This window comes from Luteimonas suaedae (assembly GCF_008312895.1).
Lineage (GTDB): Bacteria > Pseudomonadota > Gammaproteobacteria > Xanthomonadales > Xanthomonadaceae > Luteimonas > Luteimonas suaedae.
Genome location: NZ_VSSP01000001.1, coordinates 959,629 through 980,879, shown reverse-complemented (window position 1 = coordinate 980,879; position 21,251 = coordinate 959,629). Strand labels below are relative to the sequence as shown.

Annotated in this window: 18 protein-coding genes; 3 read left to right on the top strand and 15 right to left on the bottom strand. The window is 69.4% G+C overall.

From position 1 onward, the window contains the following. The first annotated feature begins 71 nt into the window (after window positions 1-71). The gene (gene dapE / locus FXO19_RS04190) at window positions 72-1,205 is read left to right on the top strand and encodes a succinyl-diaminopimelate desuccinylase (RefSeq protein WP_149193767.1); all 1,134 of its coding nucleotides are present in this window, start codon (window positions 72-74) and stop codon (window positions 1,203-1,205) included. Window positions 1,206-1,267: 62 nt separating this feature from the next. Here the strand turns inward: dapE and rnt are convergent, their stop codons facing one another. The 9 genes from rnt to FXO19_RS04145 form a co-directional block, all read right to left on the bottom strand. Next, window positions 1,268-1,903 (bottom strand): ribonuclease T, encoded by a 636-nt coding sequence (gene rnt, locus FXO19_RS04185; RefSeq protein ID WP_149193766.1) that lies wholly within the window; start codon window positions 1,901-1,903, stop codon window positions 1,268-1,270. Window positions 1,904-2,023: 120 nt separating this feature from the next. Continuing rightward, window positions 2,024-2,590: an elongation factor P-like protein YeiP gene (gene yeiP / locus FXO19_RS04180; protein ID WP_149193765.1), complete on the bottom strand. Its 567-nt coding sequence runs from the start codon at window positions 2,588-2,590 to the stop codon at window positions 2,024-2,026. A 161-nt stretch (window positions 2,591-2,751) separates the two neighbouring features. Further along, a complete protein-coding gene (locus tag FXO19_RS04175) occupies window positions 2,752-3,522 on the bottom strand; it encodes an SDR family NAD(P)-dependent oxidoreductase (protein WP_149193764.1) in 771 nt (256 codons plus the stop codon). A gap of 206 nt (window positions 3,523-3,728) precedes the next feature. Further along, on the bottom strand, window positions 3,729-6,314 hold the full coding sequence (locus tag FXO19_RS04170) for a sensor domain-containing protein (protein ID WP_149193763.1): 2,586 nt from the start codon (window positions 6,312-6,314) through the stop codon (window positions 3,729-3,731). Next, window positions 6,311-7,240, bottom strand: a complete 930-nt coding sequence (locus tag FXO19_RS04165; RefSeq protein WP_149193762.1) for a hydroxymethylglutaryl-CoA lyase — start codon at window positions 7,238-7,240, stop codon at window positions 6,311-6,313. Before FXO19_RS04165 ends, FXO19_RS04170 begins: the two co-directional genes overlap by 4 nt. Before the next feature lie 76 nt (window positions 7,241-7,316). Then, entirely contained in the window at window positions 7,317-7,502 is a 186-nt protein-coding gene (locus FXO19_RS04160; protein ID WP_149193761.1) for a hypothetical protein, read from the bottom strand. Window positions 7,503-7,542: 40 nt separating this feature from the next. After that, window positions 7,543-9,549, bottom strand: a complete 2,007-nt coding sequence (locus FXO19_RS04155; protein ID WP_149193760.1) for an acetyl/propionyl/methylcrotonyl-CoA carboxylase subunit alpha — start codon at window positions 9,547-9,549, stop codon at window positions 7,543-7,545. A gap of 4 nt (window positions 9,550-9,553) precedes the next feature. Then, window positions 9,554-9,949 (bottom strand): endonuclease domain-containing protein, encoded by a 396-nt coding sequence (locus FXO19_RS04150; RefSeq protein WP_149193759.1) that lies wholly within the window; start codon window positions 9,947-9,949, stop codon window positions 9,554-9,556. Window positions 9,950-10,033: 84 nt separating this feature from the next. Further along, window positions 10,034-10,822 (bottom strand): enoyl-CoA hydratase-related protein, encoded by a 789-nt coding sequence (locus tag FXO19_RS04145; protein WP_149193758.1) that lies wholly within the window; start codon window positions 10,820-10,822, stop codon window positions 10,034-10,036. A 128-nt stretch (window positions 10,823-10,950) separates the two neighbouring features. On the opposite strand from FXO19_RS04145, the gene FXO19_RS04140 reads away from it, so the two are divergent. Then, entirely contained in the window at window positions 10,951-12,882 is a 1,932-nt protein-coding gene (locus FXO19_RS04140; RefSeq protein WP_223115412.1) for an FTR1 family protein, read from the top strand. Between the two features lie 66 nt (window positions 12,883-12,948). Here FXO19_RS04140 and FXO19_RS04135 read toward each other — a convergent pair whose 3' ends face one another. The 6 genes from FXO19_RS04135 to FXO19_RS04115 all read right to left on the bottom strand — a co-directional run bounded on the left by FXO19_RS04135 (window position 12,949) and on the right by FXO19_RS04115 (window position 18,117). Continuing rightward, window positions 12,949-13,320 (bottom strand): hypothetical protein, encoded by a 372-nt coding sequence (locus FXO19_RS04135; RefSeq protein ID WP_149193756.1) that lies wholly within the window; start codon window positions 13,318-13,320, stop codon window positions 12,949-12,951. Next, window positions 13,317-13,871, bottom strand: a complete 555-nt coding sequence (locus FXO19_RS04130; protein WP_149193755.1) for a bactofilin family protein — start codon at window positions 13,869-13,871, stop codon at window positions 13,317-13,319. The genes FXO19_RS04135 and FXO19_RS04130 overlap by 4 nt, the downstream gene beginning before the upstream one ends. Before the next feature lie 289 nt (window positions 13,872-14,160). Then, window positions 14,161-15,768 (bottom strand): carboxyl transferase domain-containing protein, encoded by a 1,608-nt coding sequence (locus FXO19_RS04125; RefSeq protein ID WP_149193754.1) that lies wholly within the window; start codon window positions 15,766-15,768, stop codon window positions 14,161-14,163. Between the two features lie 121 nt (window positions 15,769-15,889). Further along, on the bottom strand, window positions 15,890-16,276 hold the full coding sequence (locus tag FXO19_RS19130; RefSeq protein WP_187775616.1) for a hypothetical protein: 387 nt from the start codon (window positions 16,274-16,276) through the stop codon (window positions 15,890-15,892). A 180-nt stretch (window positions 16,277-16,456) separates the two neighbouring features. Beyond that, window positions 16,457-16,816, bottom strand: coding sequence for a hypothetical protein (locus FXO19_RS04120; protein WP_149193753.1), 360 nt, complete (start codon window positions 16,814-16,816; stop codon window positions 16,457-16,459). 125 nt (window positions 16,817-16,941) lie between these two features. Beyond that, window positions 16,942-18,117 (bottom strand): thiolase family protein, encoded by a 1,176-nt coding sequence (locus tag FXO19_RS04115; RefSeq protein WP_149193752.1) that lies wholly within the window; start codon window positions 18,115-18,117, stop codon window positions 16,942-16,944. Between the two features lie 251 nt (window positions 18,118-18,368). Here FXO19_RS04115 and FXO19_RS04110 point away from each other — a divergent pair, with 251 nt between their 5' ends. Next, complete coding sequence (locus FXO19_RS04110) at window positions 18,369-21,227, top strand: S8 family serine peptidase (RefSeq protein WP_149193751.1); 2,859 nt, start codon at window positions 18,369-18,371, stop codon at window positions 21,225-21,227. The last annotated feature ends 24 nt before the right edge of the window (window positions 21,228-21,251 follow it).

Below are 21,251 nucleotides of genomic sequence, written 5' to 3'. Positions count from 1 at the left end.
CTCACTCCTCACTCCTCACTCCTCACTCCTCACTCCTCACTCCTCACTCCTCACTCCTCATTCCTCCGCCCATGTCCGATGTCCTCGACCTCACCTGCGACCTGATCGGCCGTGCTTCGGTCACGCCGGACGACGCCGGCTGCCAGGCGCTGATCGCCGCGCGACTGGAAAAGGCCGGCTTCGCCTGCGAGCGGCTGCGCTATGGCGCGGTCGACAATCTGTGGGCGACGCATGGCAGCGGCGGCCCGGTGCTGGTCCTGCTCGGGCACACCGATGTGGTGCCGCCGGGGCCGCGCGATGCCTGGACGAGCGATCCGTTCGCGCCGGAGGTCCGCGACGGCGTGCTGTACGGGCGTGGCGCGGCCGACATGAAGAGCGGGGTGGCCGCGTTCGTGGTCGCCGCCGAGCGCTTCGTGGCCGCGCATCCGGACCATCCCGGGACCGTGGCGCTGCTGCTGACCTCGGACGAGGAGGGCGATGCCATCGACGGCGTGCGCCGGGTCGCCGCGACCTTCCGCGAGCGCGGCCAGCGGATCGACTGGTGCATCACCGGCGAGCCCTCGTCGAAGCAGCGGCTGGGCGACCTGCTGCGGGTCGGCCGGCGCGGCTCGCTGTCGGCGACGCTGACCGTGCGCGGCGTGCAGGGGCATGTGGCCTATCCGGAAAAGGCGAACAATCCCGTGCATCGGGCGCTGCCGGCACTGGGGGAGCTCGTGGCGCGGCGCTGGGACGACGGCTACGAGAGTTTTCCGCCGACCAGCCTGCAGATCTCAGACGTCCATGCCGGCACCGGCGCCAACAACGTCATCCCGGGCGAACTGCAGGTGCAGTTCAACCTGCGCTACAACCCGCACTGGAACGCAGAACGGTTGCAGGCGGAGATCGCGGCGCTGTTCGAGCGCCACGGGCTGGACCACGACGTGCGCTGGCACCGCAGCGGCGAGCCGTTCCATACGCCGGAAGGTCCACTGCGCGCGACCGCGCGCGCGGTGCTGGCGGATTTCACCGGCACGCCGCCCGAGGAAAGCACCGGCGGCGGCACATCCGACGCCCGCTTCATCGCGCCGCTGGGCGCGCACTGCATCGAGCTGGGGCCGGTCAACGCCAGCATCCACAAGGTCGACGAACACGTCGCCGTCGCCGATTTGCAGGCGTTGCCGGGACTCTACCTGGCGCTGATCGAGCGGCTGCTAGTGCAGGAGTGAGTGAAGAGGAGTGAGGAGTGAGAAAGAGCGAGAGCGAGAGCGAGTCTCTCGTTTCTCACTCCTCATTTCTCACTCCTGCTGTCCCAAGCATTGACCACCGCGCAGAACAGGCGCGCGGTCTGCTCGGCGTCGTAGATCGCCGAATGCGCCTCGGCGCTGTCCCAGGGAAAGCCGGCGGCCTGTACCGCGCGTGCCAGCACCGTCTGCCCGTAGGCGACGCCGCCCAGCGTGACCGTGTCGAACACGCTGAAGGGGTGGAACGGATTGCGCTTGTGGCCGCAGCGCGCGACCGTGGCATTGACGAAATGCAGGTCGAAATGCGCGTTGTGGCCGACCAGGATGGCGCGCTGGCAGCCATGCTTCTTCACCGCCGTGCGGATCGGCGCGAACACGTGGTTCAGCGCCTCGCGCTCGGGTTTCGCGAGGCGGAAGGGATGGTCGAGGTCGATGCCGGTGAACTCCAGCGACTTCGGGTCGACCTCGGTACCCTCGGCCGGGATCACGTGCGCGCTGGCGGTCTCGCCGGGCACGAGCCGGCCCTCGGCGTCGAGGTCGATCGGCACCACCGCGATCTCGAGCAGTGCATGGCGGTTCCAGTCGAAGCCGCCGGTTTCCACGTCCACCGCGACCGGCAGGTAGCCGCGAAAGCGCTTCGCCAGCGGACTCGGAACGCCGGCGGCCGGGACGTCATCGTTCATCGGACAAGCCTATCCCAATCCGTACGGCGAAGTCGGTTCCGCCGTCGCTGTTCCCGCAGGCGCTGCGCAATGGACTTCGCCCGGCGGGGCGTCGCTGCCGGCGATCGACCGTGGCGACGTTCAATCGGCGCGGCCGGCGAATTCGCCGGTCGTGGTGTTGACCAGGACGCGTTCGCCGTTGCCGATGTACTCGGGCACCTGGATCTCGATGCCGGTGCTCAGCCGGGCCGGCTTCGGGCGCTTGGTGGCGGTGCCGCCCTTGAGCTCCGGCGGCGTCTCCACCACCTCCAGCGCCACGCTCTGCGGCAGCTGCACCGCGACCGGCTGCTCGTCGATGATCTGCACGTGGCAGCCGGTCAGGCCGTCGCTGATGTAGCCGGCGGCCTCGCCCACGGCGTCGGCGTCGAGCATGTAGGGCGTGTAGTCCTCGTCGTCGAGGAACACGAAGGCCTCGCCGTCCTTGTAGGAGAAGGTGGCCTGCCGACGCGAGAGCTCGACCTCCTTGAGGTCATCGTCGGCGCGCAGCGACAGGTCGTACTTGCTGCCGCCGGGGACCGAGTACAGGGTGAAGCGGAACGTGACGTTGCCGCCGCGCCCTTGCGGCGAACTGCGCTCGATGTCGCGCACCTGGTACACGGTGCCATTGTGTTCGACGACGTTGCCTTTCTTGAGGTCGGAGGCTTTCATAGGGGCCGTGATTGGTGATTCGTGATTCGTGATTCGTGAATTGGTGATTGGTGATTGGTGATTGGTGATTGGTGATTCGTTATGGGATCCCGTGCTGGCCGACTCTTGCTGGCGTTCGCTTTTTCGAATCACCAATCACGAATCACCAATCACGGCCTTCCTCACTTCGGCGCCAACCGCACCGCCCCGTCCAGGCGAATCGTCTCGCCATTGAGATAGCGATTGCCGAGCAGGTGGGCGACCAGGTCGGCGAATTCGGTCGGCTGTCCGAGCCGCGACGGGAACGGGATCGAGGCCGACAGTGACTGCTGCACCTCCTCCGGCATGCCGTCGACCATCGGCGTCCAGAAGATGCCCGGCGCGACGGTGTTGACGCGGATGCCGAAGCGCGCGAGCTCGCGCGCCATCGGCAGGGTCATGCCGATCACGCCGGCCTTGGAGGCGGAGTAGGCCGCCTGGCCGATCTGGCCCTCGTAGGCCGCCACGGAAGCGGTGTTGACGATCACGCCGCGCTCGCCGTCCTCGCCAGGATCATTGTGCTGCATCACCGCGGCCGCTGCCTTGGCGACGTTGAAGCTGCCGACCAGGTTCACCATCACCGTGGTCGAGAACTGGCGCAGCGGCATCGGCGCCTCGCGCCCGAGCACGCGACCGGCGCCGAGGATGCCGGCGCAGTTGATCGCCGCGTTCAAGCCGCCGAGGAAATCCCGGGCCGCGTCGACACTGGCGACCACGCCGTCCTCGTCGGTGACGTCGGTGCGGATGAAGCGCGCCCGGGCCTCGCCCAGCTCGGCGATGGCGGCGGCGCCCTTGTCGTCGTCGACGTCGAACAGCGCCACCTTGCCGCCGTGGGCGACCAGGTGCCGGGCGACCGCCAGGCCGAGGCCGGAGACGCCGCCGGTGACGATGGCGCGGATGTCGGAAAGCTGCATGGACGCTCCTGCGGTGCGAAAGCGAAGCATTTTACCCGCCGCCACCGGCCGGCGTCCCGCGATCTGTCGTAGGAGCGCGCCATGCGCGCGATACCGCGGGTGTCTGCCGGATCCGGCGGATGCCGCGATTCCGGACGGGTAGGCACGCCGGTCACCGGAATCCGCGGGCGGCGAAATACCCGCGGTATCGCGCGCATGGCGCGCTCCTACGGAATCGCGGATTCCAGGGCGTTGTCGCGCGCGATGCGGTGCGCGAACTCGTCCGACGGCAGACCGGGCGCGAACAGAAACCCCTGGCCCACGGATATGCCGAGTTCGAGCAGGAACCGGCGTTGCGCCTCGGATTCGACCCCTTCGGCGACCAGATTCAGCCCGAGGCTGCGGGCGATGCCGGCGATCGCCTGGCACACCGCGACGTCGGAATGGTTCCGCGGCACGCCCTCGACGAACAGCTGACTCAGCTTCATGCCGTGGATCGGCAGCCGGCGCAGGTAATTGAGCGCACTGTAGCCCTCGCCGAAGTCGTCGATGGTCAGCACCACGCCCATCTCGCGCAGCTCGGCGAAGGTGCGCAGGGTATCCGGGGCGTCCTCGATCAGCGCGCGCTCGGTGAACTCCAGTTCCAGCGCCGTGCCGGGTAGCCGGTACTCGGCGAGCACGCTGCGCACGGTGTCGGCCAGGTCGTCGCCGAGGAACTGCCGATAGGAGACGTTGACCGCGACGCGGACCACGCCCAGCCCGGCGTCGCGCCAGGCCGCGACCTGCTGACAGGCCTCGCTCAGCACCCAGCGGCCGATCCGCACGATGTCGCCGGTGGTCTCGGCGTGGCCGATGAAATGATCGGGGCGCATTTCGCCGAGCTGGTGGTTGCGCCAGCGGATCAGTGCCTCGGCGGCGACGATGCCGCCCTTGCGCATGTCCACCTGCGGCTGATACACGAGATGGAACTCGCCGTTGTCGACCGCGCGCCGCAGGTGCGTCTCCAATCGCAGGCGGTCCATGCGCGACTGCGCGAGCGCCGGGCTGTACGCCTGCCAGCCGTTGCGCACCCGCCGCTTGCTGTCGTACATGGCCGCGTCAGCGCTCTGGATCAGCGTCTGCGGCCGATCGCCGTCCTCCGGTGCGCGCGCGATGCCGATGCTGGCGGTGACGTCGAACTCCTCGCCGGCGTGGCGGAAGCCATGGTCGAAGGCTTCGAGGATCCGCTGTGCCATGCGCTCGGGCCGCGCAGGATCGTCGGCCAGGCTGCAGACCACCAGGAACTCGTCGCCGCCGAAGCGTGCGATCAGCCCCTCGGTGCCGACCGCGTGGCCGATGCGGTCGGCGACGTGGCGCAACAGCTCGTCGCCGGCGCCGTGGCCGAGCACGTCGTTGACCATCTTGAAGCGGTCGAGGTCCAGATACAGCACCGCCAGCGGCGACTGCGCCGGATCGTCCATGCGCGCACCGATTTCGCCGAGGATCGCGTCGCGGTTGAGCAGGCCGGTCAGCGGGTCGGTCCGGGCCTGCACCCGCAGTGTCTCCTCGGCCTGCTTGCGCTCACTGATGTCCTGCAGGGTGCCGGTGACGCTGACGTTGGCCGACTCGTCGTGTTCCGGTTCGCCGATGATGCGGATCCACAGCATGCGCCCGTCGCTGCGCCGGCCCTGCAGCTCCAGGTCGATCGGCTGCTGCTGTTGCCGCGCATGCCGCAGGGCGTGTTCGAAACGGCTGCGGTCGCCCTCGCGCAGGCACTGCAGCAGCGCATCCATGGTGGCGGGCGGTCGTGGCTGGCCGAGGATCCGCGCGGCCTCGTCGGTCAGGTACAGCGCGTCGCGCCCCGCCTCCCATTCCCAGCCGCCGATCCGCGCCAGCGCCTGGGCGCGGCTGAACAACGCGCTGTCACGCTTGAGCTGGGTGACGTCGCTGAAGAACGAGAGTACCTGGTGCGGGGCGCGGCTGCCGGGCGTGAACAGCGGCACGGTGGTCACCGACAGCCAGCGCAGGCGGCGCTCGGGCTTGTGGTACAGGCCCAGCACCGTGCTCTGGGTGGCCTTGCCGTTGCGCAGGGTGCGGGTGGTCGGCAGGTCGTCATCGGCGATGCGGCGGCCGCTCTCGTCCAGCAGCGTCCACGCCTCCGGAGCGAGATAGTCCTCGAGGCTGTGGTCCTCTTCGGCGCCGAGGATGCGCATCGCCGCGGCATTGGCCTGCAGCGGGCGATTGTCGGCGTCGTGCACCAGCACGCCCTTGTCGATCACTTCCAGCAGCTGGCCGTAGCGCGATTCCGCCTCGCGGCGCGCGCTGAGGTCGCGGGCCACGGCGACGATGCAGCGTCGCCCCTCGTGCAGGAATCCGGCCGAATGCACCTCCACCGGAAAGCGGCTGCCGTCGCCGCGCATGTTGGTGACCTCGACCACGTAGGTGCCGCCGCGGCGCAGCGTCTCCAGCACCGGTTGCAGATGGTCCTCGGGCAGGTCCGGATTGAGCACCTCGATCGGCTGGCCGATGATCTCGTCGCGGCTGCGCCGGTAGGCGGCCATACCGGCCTTGTTGAGGTCGAGCACGATGCCGGTTTCGTCGAGGATGCTGACCGGGTCGGGGACCGCATCGAACAGCGCGCGGTAGCGCGACTGCGCCGACTCGGTGTCGGCGGCCGCCGTGCGCAGGGCGTCGCGGGCGGCGGCGAGCAGCTCGCGGGCGCCGGCGGGCAGGTCCGGATCGCGACAGGCTGCGTCGAGTGCCTGCGCGAGCCGCGCCGGGTCCACGTCTGCGGACGCGGAAGGGCGTTCCCCGGCGCGCGGCTTGCGGTTCATTCCACGGCCGCCGCCGAGGATCCGCCGGCCGGCGCCGTGGCGCGGCCGAACCGGCTGCCGGTTTCGCGGCCCAGCAGGGCCGCCAGCCAGCGACCGGTCTCGCTCAGCGCCTGGAGGTCGATGCCGGTGCCGATCCCCATGCCGTGCAACATGTACACCACGTCCTCGCTGGCGACGTTGCCGCTGGCGCCGCGCGCATACGGGCAGCCGCCGGTGCCGGCGACGGCGGCATCGACCACCGCCACGCCTTCCTCCAGGCAGGCCAGGATGTTCGCCAGCGCCTGGCCGTAGGTATCGTGGAAGTGGATCGCCAGCGCCCCCATCGGCACCGCCGCGGCGACCGCGCGCAGCATCGTCCGCGCCTTCAGCGGCGTGCCGATACCGATGGTGTCGCCGAGGGAAATTTCGTAGCAGCCCATGTCGTACAGCGCCTGCGCCACGCGCACCACGTCGGCCAGCGGCACCTCGCCCTGGTACGGGCAGCCGAGCACGGTGGAGACGTAGCCGCGCACGCGCACGCCGTCCGCGAGCGCCCGCGCCAGCACCGGCGCGAAGCGCTGCAGCGAGGCGTCGATCGAGGCGTTGATGTTCTTGTGGTTGAAGGCCTCCGAGGCGGCGGTGAACACCGCGATCTCCTCGACGCCGACCGCGCGTGCACGGTCGTAGCCGGTCTCGTTGGGCACCAGCACCGGATACGCCACGCCGGGCCTGCGGCCGATGCCGGCATAGACCTCGGCGGCGTCGGCCAGTTGCGGGACCCACTTCGGGCTGACGAAACTGGTCGCCTCGATCGTCTTCAGCCCGGTGGCGGAGAGGCGGTCGATCAGTTCGATCTTGGCCGCGGTGGGCACCTGCGCACGCTCGTTCTGCAGCCCGTCGCGTGGACCGACTTCGACGATACGGATGGTGTCGGGGAACGGGCTCATTCGGTTTCGCCGGGGGAGGGGGACGCCAGGAGTTTGAGCACGATCTTCGAACCTACGCCAGCCGTCGTGCCTGCGCCTAGTCGTAGAGCCTACGTGATTCGAGCGCATCACCGGCCGCGCCGGTCGTGCCCTCGTAGGAGCGGGCCACGCCCGCGATGCCGCGGGCAAGGCGCCGCCCGCGCATTCCGGTGACCGATGCGCCTGCCGGGCCCGGATCGCGGCGTCCGTCGGATCTTGTCGGCACCCGCGGCATCGCGCCCATGGGGCGCTCCTACGAACACATGTCGCGACGATCCGCGCAGTCAGGTTTCGGTCCGCAGCACGACCAGCACCGCATCGCCGTCGACGAAGTCGCCCACCGCAGCCCTGACCTCGGCGACGACGCCCGAGCGCGGCGCGCGCAGGGTCAGTTCCATCTTCATCGCCTCCATCACCAACAGCGCCTGGCCTTCGGCGACCTCGGCATCCGGCGCGGTCTCGACCAGCACCACGCGCCCGGGCATCGGCGCGGTGATCCGGTCGCTGCCGGCGGCATCGGCGCCGGCCTCGAAGCGGAAGGCGGGCAGCCGCGCGAAGCCCAGGCGCCGCGTGCCGTCGTGTACGGTCACGCCGTCGTCGACGGCATGCGCGAGAAAGCGATGGCCCGCGTCGTCGACGCGCAGCGACAGTTCGCCGCCGCTCGCGCGTGCCCCCTCGATCCGTAGCACGGCACCGTCGGCGATGCGCAGCCGGTACTCGCCGCCGGTGCCGGCCGCATGCAGCTCGAGGCGCTGCTCGCGATGCTGCAGCACCAGCAGCCGGTCGCCGGCGTGTCCCAGGCGCCAGCCGTCGGCGATCGCCCAGGGCGAATGCGGCTCCGGTGACGCCGCGGCGGTGTCCCGGTGTACACGCTCGTCATGCAACAGCGCGGCCGCGGCGGCCGCGGCCAGTTCCGCGTGCGTCGGCGGGTCCGGCGGGGCCAGCACCTCATCGAGGTGACGGTCGAGGTAGCCGGTGTCGATCCTGCCTTCGGTCACCACCGGGTGACGCACCAGCCGTTCGAGGAATTCGATATTGGATTTCGGGCCGGTGATCCGGCAGGCCGCCAGCGCCTCGCGAAGGCGGGCGAGGGCGCGCGGCCGATCGCGGTCATGGACGATCAGCTTGGCGATCATCGGATCGTAGAAGATGGTCACCGCATCGCCTTCGACCACGCCCGAATCCACGCGCACGTGCGCCGATTGCGGCGGCAGCCGCAGCCGCTGCAGGCGGCCCGAGCCGGGCAGGAAGCCTGCCTCCGGATCTTCGGCATAGAGCCGCACCTCGATCGCATGGCCGTGCTGGGCGATGGCGTCCTGCGCCAGCGGCAGCGCCTCGCCGGCGGCCACGCGCAGCTGCCATTCGACCAGGTCGAGCCCGGTCACCAGCTCGGTCACCGGATGCTCGACCTGCAGCCGGGTGTTGATCTCCATGAAGTAGAAGCCGCCGTCGGGCGCGACGATGAACTCCACCGTGCCGGCGTTCTCGTAATCGATCGCACGCGCCGCCAGCACCGCGGCCTCGCCCATGCGTGCGCGCAGCGCCGGGGTGAGGAACGGCGACGGCGACTCTTCCATCACTTTCTGGTAGCGGCGCTGCGCCGAGCACTCGCGCTCGTTGAGATGGATCACGCTGCCATGACGATCGCCGAAGACCTGGATCTCGATGTGCCGGGGTTGTTCGATGTAGCGCTCCAGCAGGACCCGATCGCGACCAAACGCGTTCGCCGCCTCGCGCCTGCAGCTGTCCAGGCTCGACAGGAAATCGGCCGGCTCGCGGACCACGCGCATGCCCTTGCCGCCGCCGCCGTGCGCGGCCTTGATCATCAGCGGATAGCCGATCCGCGCGGCCTCGCGCTCGAGCGTCTCCGGCGCCTGATCCTCGCCGGTGTAGCCGGGGACCACCGGCACGCCCGCCGCCTGCATCAGATCCTTGGCGCCGGCCTTGCTGCCCATCTTGCGCATCGACGCGGCGTTGGGGCCGATGAAGGCGAGGCCGGCCGCTTCCACCGCATCGGCGAAGTCCGCGTTCTCGCTAAGAAAGCCGTAGCCCGGATGGATCGCCTGCGCGCCGTTGCGCTTCGCGGCATCGAGGATGGCGTCGCCACGCAGATAGCTGTCCTGCGGCCGCGGTCCACCGACCGGATACGCCTCGTCGGCCAGGCGCACGTGCTGGGCATCGGCGTCGGCCTCGGAGAACACCGCAACGGTGCGGATGCCGAGCCGGCGTGCGGTGCGGATCACCCGGCAGGCGATCTCGCCGCGGTTGGCGATGAGGATCTTGTCGAACATGCGTTCAGCCCTCCCCTTCAAGGGGAGGGTTGGGAGGGGATGGTGTTGGTGTTATCGACGAATCCAACGCACCCAGAATCATTTCCGTTACCCCTTCGATATTGTCGAACACTTCGTTGTTCCAGAACCTGAGCACGGTGAATCCGGCATTCTCCAGGAATCGGGTACGTTGCGCGTCGTATGCCACTTCTTCGGCATGCTGGCTGCCATCCAGCTCTACGACGACTCGTCGCTCGAGGCAGGCGAAATTAAGAATGTAGTCGCCGAAGGGATGCTGCCTCCTGAACTTGCACCCTTCGAGCTGACGGCCACGCAGGTATTGCCATAATTGGTGCTCGACCTTCGTGGGCTGATTGCGCAGTGCGCGGGGGAGTTTTTCCCGAATGATCTTTCGATTCATTTGTCCTTTCACGGGAACTCCTTCCTTGAACACCATCCCCACCCAACCCTCCCCTTGAAGGGGAGGGCTTGAAACCGGCTCCGGTTATTTCTCCGGAACCCAGGCCGGCGGGCGCTTGTCGAGAAACGCAGCCAGGCCCTCCCGACCCTCGGGCGAGCCGCGTAGGGCCGCGATCAGGTCGGCGGTGGCGCCGTCCAGCGCATCGCGATCGCCCTGCGGCACCACCGCGCGCACCAGTGCCTTGGCCTGCGCCGAGGCGACCGGGCCGGCGCGGAGCAGCAGCTGGATCTGCCGATCGACCGCGGCATCGAGCGCCTCGGCGGCCACCACCTCGTGCAACAGGCCGATCCGCAGCGCCTGCGGTGCGTCGAAGACCTCGGCGCTGGCGAAATAGCGGCGCGCATTGCGGGCGCCGATCGCGGCGATCACGTAGGGCGAAATCACCGCCGGCAGCAGCCCAAGGCGGCTTTCGGTGAGACCGAACTTCGCTTCCGGCACGCCGATGGCGACATCGCAGCAGGCGATCAGGCCGACGCCGCCGCCGAAGGCCGCGCCGTGGACCCGGGCGATGGTCGGCTTCGGCAGCTCATCGAGCGTGCGCATCAGGCGCGCGAGGGCGAGGGCGTCGTCGCGGTTTTCCGCCTCGCCGGCGGCGGCCATCGCGCGCATCCAGTTGAGGTCGGCGCCGGCCGAGAACGAGTCGCCGGCGGATTCCAGCACCACCACCCGGACCGTCTCGTCGCCGCCCAGCGCGGACAGCCGCGCGGTGAGGGCGGCGATCAGCTCGGCATCGAAGGCGTTGTGGACGGCGGGGCGGTTCAGGCGCAGGCGCGCGACCGGGCCTGCGCGCAGGTTCAGTAATGCGTGATCCATCGTTCGCGGGCTTCCTCGCACTGCGGTGGTCATGATGATAGCCGTCGCGGCGACCGCATGTTCTGGCAATGCGACCAATTCTCATTTGGCGTAAGATGCCTGCTTCGTTGCTCCCCGTGATGCCTTTCATGCTGAATGCCCTGCGCTGCCTGGCCCTGTCCCTGCTGCTGTCTTTCGCCTTGTCGGCACACGCCGATCCTGGCGCACAGACGGTCTGGCGCTTGCTCGACTACATCGCGGTCGATTATTCCGTCGCCGTCCAGGACGGGCAGGTGATCAGCGAGGCGGAATACGCGGAAATGATCGAGTTCGCCGCCTCGGTGCGCGAACGCATGACCGCCCTGTCGCCGTCGGAGGCGCAGCCGCAGTTGCTGCAGGGCGCGGAAGAGCTGCAGGCCGCCATCGATGCCAAGCAACCGCCGGAAGCGGTGGCCGAGCTGGCACGCGGACTCGCGGCGCAACTGTTGCTGGCCTATCCGATGCCGCTGGCGCCCGCGGCCGCCCCGGACGTGGCCCAGGCCGCCGGCCTGTACCAGCAGCAGTGCGCCAGCTGTCATGGCGCCAACGGTGCGGGCGACGGTCCCGCCGGCGCCGGCCTGGATCCCGCGCCGATCGATTTCACCGATCGCGAGCGTGCCCGGGAGCGCAGCGTCTTCGCGCTGTACCAGGTGATCGAGCAGGGCCTGGAAGGCACCGGCATGGTCAGTTATGCGCACCTGCCGGCGGAAGACCGCTGGGCGCTGTCGTTCTACATCGGCCAGTACGCGTATCCGGAAGAGCTGGCGGCCGAAGGCGAACGACGCTGGGCCGGGGACGACTCACTGCGGCAGGCGATTCCCGACCTGGCCGCGTTGAGCCAGCTGACGTCGGCCGCGCTGGCCCAGCAGGTGGGTGAAGACGATGCCGCGGCCATCATGGCCTACCTGCGCCGGCAGCCGCAGGCGGTCGAGCCGAAGCCGGAAGGTTCGCTGGCCGTTGCCCGCCAGCGCCTGGCCGAAGGCGTGGCGGCTTACGAGGCCGGCGACCAGCGCGTCGCCCGGGACCTGATGTTGTCCGCCTACCTGGACGGATTCGAACCGGTCGAGCCGGTGCTTGCCGCACGCGATGCCGGGTTGATGACCCGGATCGAGGTCGCGATGGCCGAGCTGCGGTCGCGCGTCGGCCGGGCGGCCGGGGTCGACGAGGTGCGGGAGCAGGTCGAGGTGGTGGATGGCCTGTTCGACGAGGCGGAGGCCGCGCTGTCACCGGACATGGCCAGCAATGTGTCGGCCTTCGTCGGCGCCTTCACCATCCTGCTGCGCGAAGGGCTGGAAGCGCTGCTGATCGTGATCGCCATGATCGCCTTCCTGCGCAAGGCCAATCGCACCGAGGTGATGCCGTACGTACATGGCGGTTGGGTGGGTGCGCTGGTGGCAGGTGTCTTCACCTGGGGCGTCGCGACCTACCTGGTCGGCATCAGCGGGGCCAGTCGCGAAATCACCGAGGGCGTCGCGGCCCTGTTCGCGGCCATCGTGTTGCTGTTCGTGGGCATCTGGATGCACGGCAAGAGCCAGGCGGGTGCCTGGCAGCGGTACATCCGGGAAAAGCTCTCGCACGCATTGTCCAAGCGCTCGGCGTGGTTCCTGTTCCTGCTGTCGTTCGTGGTGGTGTACCGCGAGGTGTTCGAGACCGTGCTGTTCTATGCGGCGCTGTGGAGCCAGGGCAATGGCGCGGCGATCCTGGCCGGCGGCGGAGCGGCCGCGGTGGTGCTGGCCGCCATGGCCTGGGCCATGCTGCGGTACTCGCGCAAGCTGCCGATCACGCAGTTCTTCGCGATCAGCTCGGTGCTGATCTCGGTGCTGGCGGTGATGCTGGCCGGCAAGGGCATCGCGGCGCTGCAGGAAGCCGGCTGGTTGCCGGTGTCGGTGATCGAGTTCCCGCGGATCGCGCTGCTGGGGATCTATCCGACCCTGCAGGGCATCCTAGCGCAACTGTTCATCGTGGCCGCCGTCGCGCTGGGGGTCTGGTACAACCGTCGCGCGATGCTTGCGTCGGAGCGTCCCGCGGCGCCCGGCCAGTAGCTGCGGTCCGAGAAACGAGGAACGAGTCAAGGCAGTACGTACCCACGCGCTCCTCGTTCCTGCTCCTCAGTGTTTCGTGCTGCGCTTGACCGGCCTGCGCATGTCGCTGGTCGGGAACACCTCGACCGCCAGGCTGAAGCTGCGCTCCTGGCCCGAGTGCATGGCGCCGACGCCGACGACCTGGCGGTTGATCTCGTTGCCCTCGTCGTCGCGGATGATCAGCACCACCGAGTACTCCCAGGCGCCGCCCTCGGCGGGGTGGCGGATCGTGCCTTCGACCTGCAGCGCGGTGGTCGACGCGACGGCCCCGGGCGCCGTCGCATCGAAGCGCAGATAGTGGCGGCACGACGGGCAGATGCTGGCGCTCTGCAGGATCGTCGTCTTGCAGTGCGGGCAGGCGCGTGTGGCGCCCGCCGCACCCGGCCGGCCGCTGCTCATGAAGCGAGTTCGAGATCCGCCTTGTCGGCCTTGGCTTCCACCTTGCCGTTGCCGTTGACCTTGTGGCTCGCGTCCTTGTTCTCCCAGCCGCATTCGATGTGGCCGCGGATCTTCGAACCTGCCGCCACCGTCAGCGAGCCGGCCTTGAGGTCGCCGTTCATGACCGCGGTGTCGAGCAGTTCGACCCGCGAAGCCGAATCGATGTTGCCCTCCAGATCACCGGAGACGATCACCTTCTCGGCGCGCACGCCGCCGTTGAGCTTGGCGCCCTTCTCGATGGTCAGGTCGCCCTGCACATTGACGTCGCCCTTGAACCGGCCGGCGATGCGGACATGGCCGGTGCCCTCGATCTTGCCTTCGATGGTCAGGTTGGACGCGATCAGCGACTCCTTGACCTCGCTGGTGACCGGGCGCCGCGGCGGGGCGTTCTGGGTCGGATTGAAATCGGCGACGGCGGGCTGCTGGTCACGGGCCGGCGAGACGGCAGATTCCGGGGCGAAGGAGGGAGCAGCGTCCTTCTTGGCGGGGCTGGGCTGGTTGAAGATGGCCATCACAAAAATTCCTCATGGACGAACAGGGACAGGCGTATCGGCCGCAGGCGGGCAGCCGCGCAGGAACGACAGGGTCGCAGCCGCGAGACTAGCACGCAGGTCGCCACGTCGCGATGTGACCGCCCTCACCGAATCCGAGATCGAGCGGGGTGTTACGACGGCTTGTTCATCCAGCCGGTTCGAAGTGTCCACGCCGCCTCCACACGGGGTCGGGGGGGATTCCGGCCTCCGGCCCGAGTCTGGCGCCGGCCGCTGACGATCCGGTGACGGGGTGGTTACATCATGCCGGTTACATCCGGAACACGCCGAACCGCGCCGGCTCGACCGGCGCATTGAGCGAGGCAGAGATCGCCAGTCCCAGCACCCGCCGGGTATCGGCCGGATCGATGATGCCGTCGTCCCACAGGCGCGCGGTGGCATACCAGGGGCTGCCCTGGGTCTCGTACTGGTCGCGGATCGGCGCCTTGAAGGCTTCCTCCTCCTCGGGACTCCACTGGCCGCCCCTGGCCTCGATGCCGTCGCGCTTCACCGTCGCCAGCACGCTGGCGGCCTGCTCGCCGCCCATCACGCTGATGCGCGCGTTCGGCCACATCCACAGGAAGCGCGCGCCGTAGGCCCTGCCGCACATCGCGTAGTTGCCGGCGCCGAAGCTGCCGCCGATGACCACGGTGAACTTGGGCACCGACGAGCACGCCACCGCGGTGACCATCTTCGCCCCGTTCTTGGCGATGCCGGCGTTCTCGTACTTCCTGCCGACCATGAAGCCGGTGATGTTCTGCAGGAACACCAGTGGGATGCCACGCTGGTTGCACAGCTCGATGAAGTGCGCGCCCTTGAGTGCGCTCTCGGCGAACAGGATGCCGTTGTTGGCGATGATGCCGACCGGATAGCCGTGGATGTGGGCGAAGCCGGTCACCAGGCTCTTGCCGTAGCGGGCCTTGAACTCCTGCAGCTCGCTGCCGTCGACGATGCGCGCGATCACCTCGCGGATGTCGAACGGGCGCCGCGTGTCCTTCGGCACGATGCCGTAGAGCTCCTCGGCCGGGTAACGCGGCTCGCGCGCCTCGCGCAGCGCCACCTGCAGGTGCTTGCGGCGGTTGAAGCCGCCGACGATGTCGCGCGCGATCTGCAGCGCATGGCGATCGTCCTCGGCGAAATGGTCGGCCACGCCCGAGACGCTGGTATGCACGTCGGCGCCGCCGAGCGCCTCGGCGTCGACCACTTCGCCGGTGGCGGCCTTCACCAGCGGCGGCCCGCCGAGGAAGATCGTGCCCTGTTCCTTCACGATCACCGATTCGTCGCACATCGCCGGCACGTAGGCGCCGCCGGCGGTGCAGCTGCCCATCACCACCGCGACCTGTGGAATGTTCTCGGCGCTCATCCGCGCCTGGTTGTAGAAGATGCGGCCGAAATGCTCGCGATCGGGGAACACCTCGTCCTGCAGCGGCAGAAAGGCGCCGCCGGAGTCGACCAGGTAGAGGCAGGGCAGGCGGTTCGCGCGCGCGATCTCCTGCGCGCGCAGATGCTTCTTCACCGTCATCGGGAAGTAGGTGCCGCCCTTGACGGTGGCGTCGTTGGCGACGATCACCACCTCCTGGCCCATGACCCGGCCGATGCCACTGACCAGGCCGGCCGCGGGCGCGGAGCCGTCGTACATGTCCTCGGCGGCCAGCGGCGCGATTTCCAGGAACGGCGAACCGGTGTCGAGCAGCGCGGTGATGCGTTCGCGCGGCAGCAACTTGCCGCGGGCGCTGTGCTTTTCGCGTGCCTTCTCGCCGCCGCCTTCCGCGGCGCGGGCCAGGCGGCGGTCGAGTTCGGCTACCAGCGCCCGGTGGTAGTCGGCGTTGTCGAGAAAATCCTGCGAACGCGGGTCCAGGCTCGAACTCAGTGCGGGCATGCGCGGGCATCCGGACGGCGGGCCCGACAGGATAACCGCCGCGGCCGGGCTGCGGCTTGCGCAAAAGAAGAAGGCCCGCACAACGGCGGGCCTTCGATGGCGCGATGGCGTGACTGGCCGGTTACTGGTCGTCGCGCGCGTCCTCGGCGGCGGTGTCGGCGCGTTCGGCGGCGCGATCCATGGCGTCGGAACTGGCACGCGCGGCCTCGGCCGCGGCCTCGGAGGCATCGGCGGCGGCTTCGCGCGCCGTGGCTTCGGTGGCGTCGCCGGCGCGATGCATCGCTTCGCGCGAGTCGGCGGTGGCTTCGCGCGCGCCGGCTGCGGCGGCATCGTAGCCTTCGCGGGCGGCGGCACCGGCGGAGTCGAGCGCCTCGGAAGCGGACTGGCGCGCGTCTTCTGCGGCCGCGGCGGCCTCGTCGGCCTCCTGCTGGGCGTTTGCGGTGTCGTCCCGGCAGGCGCCCAGGCTGAGCACGACGGCGGCGGCGAGGATCAGGAGCTTGCTGTCCATGGTGGTTTTCCTTCGAGAGGGCCGGAAGCGCGGGCAGTCTTGCCCTGTGTCGGTGAAGGGGGTGTGCATGGCGGCGGCGCCATTGCCATGCCTATGACTGCAAAAGGAAAGCCGCCGGACTTCCGGCGGCTTTCCTGATACTGCAATTCGCGTCAAGCCATTCGGCTTGCGGCGAATGCTTTACTGCACCGGATCTTCTTCGGCGTTGGCTTCGGCCGCGTCCTGAGCCTCGTCGGCGACATCGGCAGCGTCCTCGGCCACGTCAGCGGCGTCCTGGGCAGCGTCGGCAGCGGCATCGGCCGCGTCGCCGGTGGCGGCGGAAGCGTCGGCGGCGGCGTCGGTGGCGGTGTCGGCGGCCATGTCGGCGGTGTCGGCAGCGGCCTGCGCGGCCTCGTCGCCGTAAGCAGCATCGGCCTGGGCCTGGGCCTCGGCAGCGGCGTCAGCGGCGTCGGCAGCTGCGTCCTGCGCGGTATCCTGGTTCGAGCAAGCGGCCAGGGCGAAACCCATAGCCAGGGCAAGCAGAGCCTTGTTGATGGACATGTTGATTTCCTCGTCGTGTGGTGAGTCAGAACGCGCGATGCTGCGCGCCGGGGCACATCATGACAAGCCGGTGATGGGTGTCAAGTATGTGTTTGATTCCTTGCGTAAAAATGCCGTTAACTCCTTCACGCCACCTCGACTGCGACCGCTGTGGCTTCGCCGCCGCCGATGCACAACGAAGCGACACCGCGCCGGTAACCCCGCGTCCGCAGGGCATTTATCAGTGTCACCAGCAAGCGGGCACCGCTGGCGCCGATGGGGTGTCCGAGTGCACAGGCACCGCCGTTGACATTCAGCTTGTGGTGGGGAATTCCGAGATCTTTCATCGGCGCCATCGCCACGCAGGCGAACGCCTCGTTGACCTCGAACAGGTCGACTTCGTCGACCGACCAGCCGGCGCGTTCGAGCACGCTGCCGATCGCCGCCACCGGCGCAGTGGTGAACCATTCCGGCGCCTGTGCATGGCCGGCATGCGCGACGATGCGCGCCAGCGGCGCCAGGCCGCGGCGGCCGGCCTCGTCGGCGGACATCAGCACGGTGGCGGCGGCGCCATCTGAGATCTTCGAGGACGAGGCCGCGGTCAGGCGGCCTTCCTTGCCGAATGCCGGGCGCAGCGTCGCGATCTTGGCGATGTCGATCCGGCCCGGCTCCTCGTCGGTCTCGACCACGGTCTCGCCCTTGCGGGTCTTGACCGTGACCGGAACGATCTCGCCGCGGAAGGCGCCGTCCGCGGTCGCCGCCTGCGCGCGCTTCACGCTCTCGGCCGAGAACGCGTCGAGCGCCTCGCGGTCGAAGCCATACTTCTCGCAGGTGGCGTCGCCGAACACGCCCATCGCCTTGCCGTCGTAGGGATTGGTGAGGCCGTCCCATGCCATGTGATCGAGGAACTCGGCGCTGCCGTAGCGGATGCCGGTGCGCGCGCCGTTGAGCAGGTGCGGGGCGTTGGTCATCGACTCCATGCCGCCGGCGACGGCGACGGTGGAGGAGCCGGCGCGGATCAGGTCGTGCGCGAACATGATCGCCTTCATGCCCGAGCCGCAGACCTTGTTGATGGTGGTGCAGCCGACGGCGTCGGGGATGCCCGCCGCGAGCGACGCCTGACGCGCCGGCGCCTGGCCCAGCCCGGCTGGCAGCACGCAGCCCATGATCACCTCGTCGACCTGGTCGGGGGCGACGCCGGCCTGTTCTAGCGCGCCGCGGATCGCGGCGGCGCCGAGCGTCGGCGTCGGCACGCCGGTGAACTGGCCGAGGAAGGAACCGATGGCGGTGCGCTTGGCGCCGACGATGACGATGTCGCTCATGCATTGCTCCGGCAGGGACGGGGGGTTCCCCGGGAAAGGCGGAATTATCGCGCCGTCGCCCTGGTGCGGCAAACGCGCAGCCCATTCATTCGACTTTGTGTGGTTGCCGGCGATGCGTCACGGTTTCGTGGTGGCGGCTACGGGTGTTTGCGGGTATAGATGGTCCAAGGTGTCCAGTCGGGTTCGGGGCGGTGAGATGCCTCCCGGGGGCAGGACGTGCAATACGAGTCGTCGAAGAGGGAGACGCACCCATGAAGGAGAAGATCTCGGGCGCCGCAACGGCGCCGTCGTTCCGGCTTTCGCTGCTGGCCGGCGCGATCGGGCTTGCGTTGACGGCGTGCGGCGGCGGCGGTAGCAACAACCGTCCCGACACGCCGCCGCCCAGCCCGCCGCCCGGCCCGCCGCCACCGACGGTGGTCGAACCGCCGAACCCGGCCTACAGCGATCACCTGACGGTGACCAATGCCGATGCCGCCATCGAAGCCGGATTCACCGGTGAGGGTGTCCGCATCGGTGTGCTCGACACTGGCGTCAATCCCGATCACCCGGCGTTGGCAGGGCGCGTGGTGGACAACCTGGTCTACGTCGATTCCGACAATGACCTGTCCATCGACGACGTCGACGGCCACGGCACCGCGGTCGCCCAGATCATCGCCGGCCAGCCGTTCGGGCAGTGGCCCGGCGGCATCGCGCAGGGCGCGGAAATCGTCTCGGCGCGGATCATCAATGACGAGCCGCCGGACGACGACGGCAGCGGACAGGGCAACGAGGTCGACGGTGCGCTTGGGCTGGAGCCCATCCACCAGGACATGATCGACCGCGACGTGCGCATCATGAACAACTCTTGGGGCGGTCTCTACTGGGACGACCCGGCCGCGACCGCGCCGATCGCCGACGAGTATCGCGACTTCATCATCGGCAACGACGGGCTGGTGGTATTCGCCACCGGCAATCTCGGAGAGGGCGATCCAACCGACATGGCCGCGCTGCCGAGCCAGTCCGGACCGAACGGCAGCACCCCTGCGGCGGATCTGGAACGAGGCTGGATCGCCGTGACGGCGATCGATCCCGAGAACCCGAATCAATTGGATGACATCGACGGCGACGTCTATCCGAACGCCTGCGGCATCGCCATGAACTACTGCCTGGCGGCGCCGGGCACCGTGGTCACGACCGGAACCGACGATCCGCCGGACGATCCCGAATACTGGCGCTGGGCGGGCACCTCCTTTGCCGCGCCGCAGGTCTCGGGCGCCGCCGCGCTGGTGTGGGAAGCGTTCCCCTGGTTCGACAACGACCTGGTGCGGCAGACCCTCCTGGGCACCGCGCAGGACATCGGCGCCTCGGGCGTGGACGAACTCTTCGGCTACGGGCTGCTGGACGTGGGCCGGGCCGTGCAGGGGCCTGCGCGTTTCGACTGGGGGCGGGTGACGGCGGACTTCGACGGCGTGACTTCCGTCTGGTCGAACGACATCGTCGGCGCGGCTGGCCTGACCAAGCGCGGCAGCGGCATCCTCGAATTGTCGGGCGCGAACGCCTACCGCGGCGCCACCCTGGTCGACGGCGGCACGCTGCGCCTGAGCGGTTCGCTCGGCAACTCCGAGGTTTCCATCCGCGCCGGTGGCATCCTGAGCGGCGATGGCCACGTCGCCGGCAACGTCGGCAACCAGGGCAGGCTGCTGCTCGACGCCGGCGATGGCACCACCGCGCTCACCATCGGCGGCGACTACACCCACGGCGCCGATGCGGAACTCGCGGTGGTGCTCGGCACCGGTGCACTCGAGGTCGGCGGCGACGCCACCCTCGAGGGCGGTACCGTGCACGTTGCCGGCGCGGTCGACGGCTACGTCAGGCAGAACCGGGAGCACGTGCTGCGCGCCGACGGGACGCTCGATGGCCGTTTCGACGGCTACACCTACGACGACAGTCTGTTCTTCGAAGGTACGATCCGCTACGACTACACCGGTGGTGTCGTCTGGCTGGACGTCACCCGCCTCGACGTGAGCGCGGCCGTGGCCGCGTTCGGCAATATCGGTGCCGCGTCGCTGGCGTCGGCGCAGCGGGTGGAGAACGCGTTCCGGCAGATCGACGGGCAGCGCGAAGCCGGCGAAGGGGTGATCGCCGACGGCTTCATCCAGGTTGCCGGCGACTTCCAGCGCATTGCCGACGAGGCGACCGCGGCGGCGTCGCTGTCCAGCCTGTCCGGCGAACTGCATGCGGTGGCCTCGTCGACGACCTTCGACGCGATCGACATGAGCCGGCGTGCGTTGTCCTCGCACTTCGACGACAGCCGCCTGCAGCCGCAGGCCGCGGGCGCGTGGAAGCGCGAACTCGGCGGCGGCGGACAGGGCGGATATTCCGGCAGCGACTTCTCCGTCGACGGCTGGATGATCGGCCGCGACTACCGCTTCGGCGGCAACGGCATCGCCGGCTTCGCCTTCGGCGAGACCCGGGCCGACAGCCGCCGCGACGGCAGCCGTGACCGCGGCCGCGATCGCCAGACCCAGACCCAGCTGTATGCCGGCAGCCTGCACGGCAATGCCTACACCCTGGGCCAGGTCGGCTTCGGCCGCTTCGATCGGCGCCTGGAACGGCAGCTGTTCACCGGGCGGCAGTCGATGGGCGTGTTCAGCGCCTATGCCGGTGACTACCTGACCGCCAACCTGGAAAGCGGCTATCGCTTCGGCGACCGCGACGCGCACCTGACGCCGTACGTGGGCGCCGAGTACACGCGGATCGACAGCGACGGCTTCTCGGAACTCGGCGGCGACGGCTTCGGCCTGCGCGCCGATGCGTGGACCTCGAGCCGCAGCCAGGCGATCGCCGGCGTGCGCGCCGAGCGCGGCTGGTCGGCGCTGACCCTGCGCGGCTACGCCGAGTGGCAGCACACGCTCGGCGCCAGCGGCCTGGACATCGACGCCAGCTTCGTCGGCGCCGACGCCTGGTCGCCGCTGGCGGGCCTGCAGCCGGGACGGTCCGGCGGCCTGTTCGGCCTAGGGCTGGATGCGTGGGTCGGCCGCAACGCGGTGATGACGTTCGGCTATGACCAGCGCTTCGGCCCCCGCGGCGACGCACGGATGGTCTCGCTGCGCTACGCGCTGGGGTTCTGAGCGCGGGTGGCCGCTCCGGGGGCG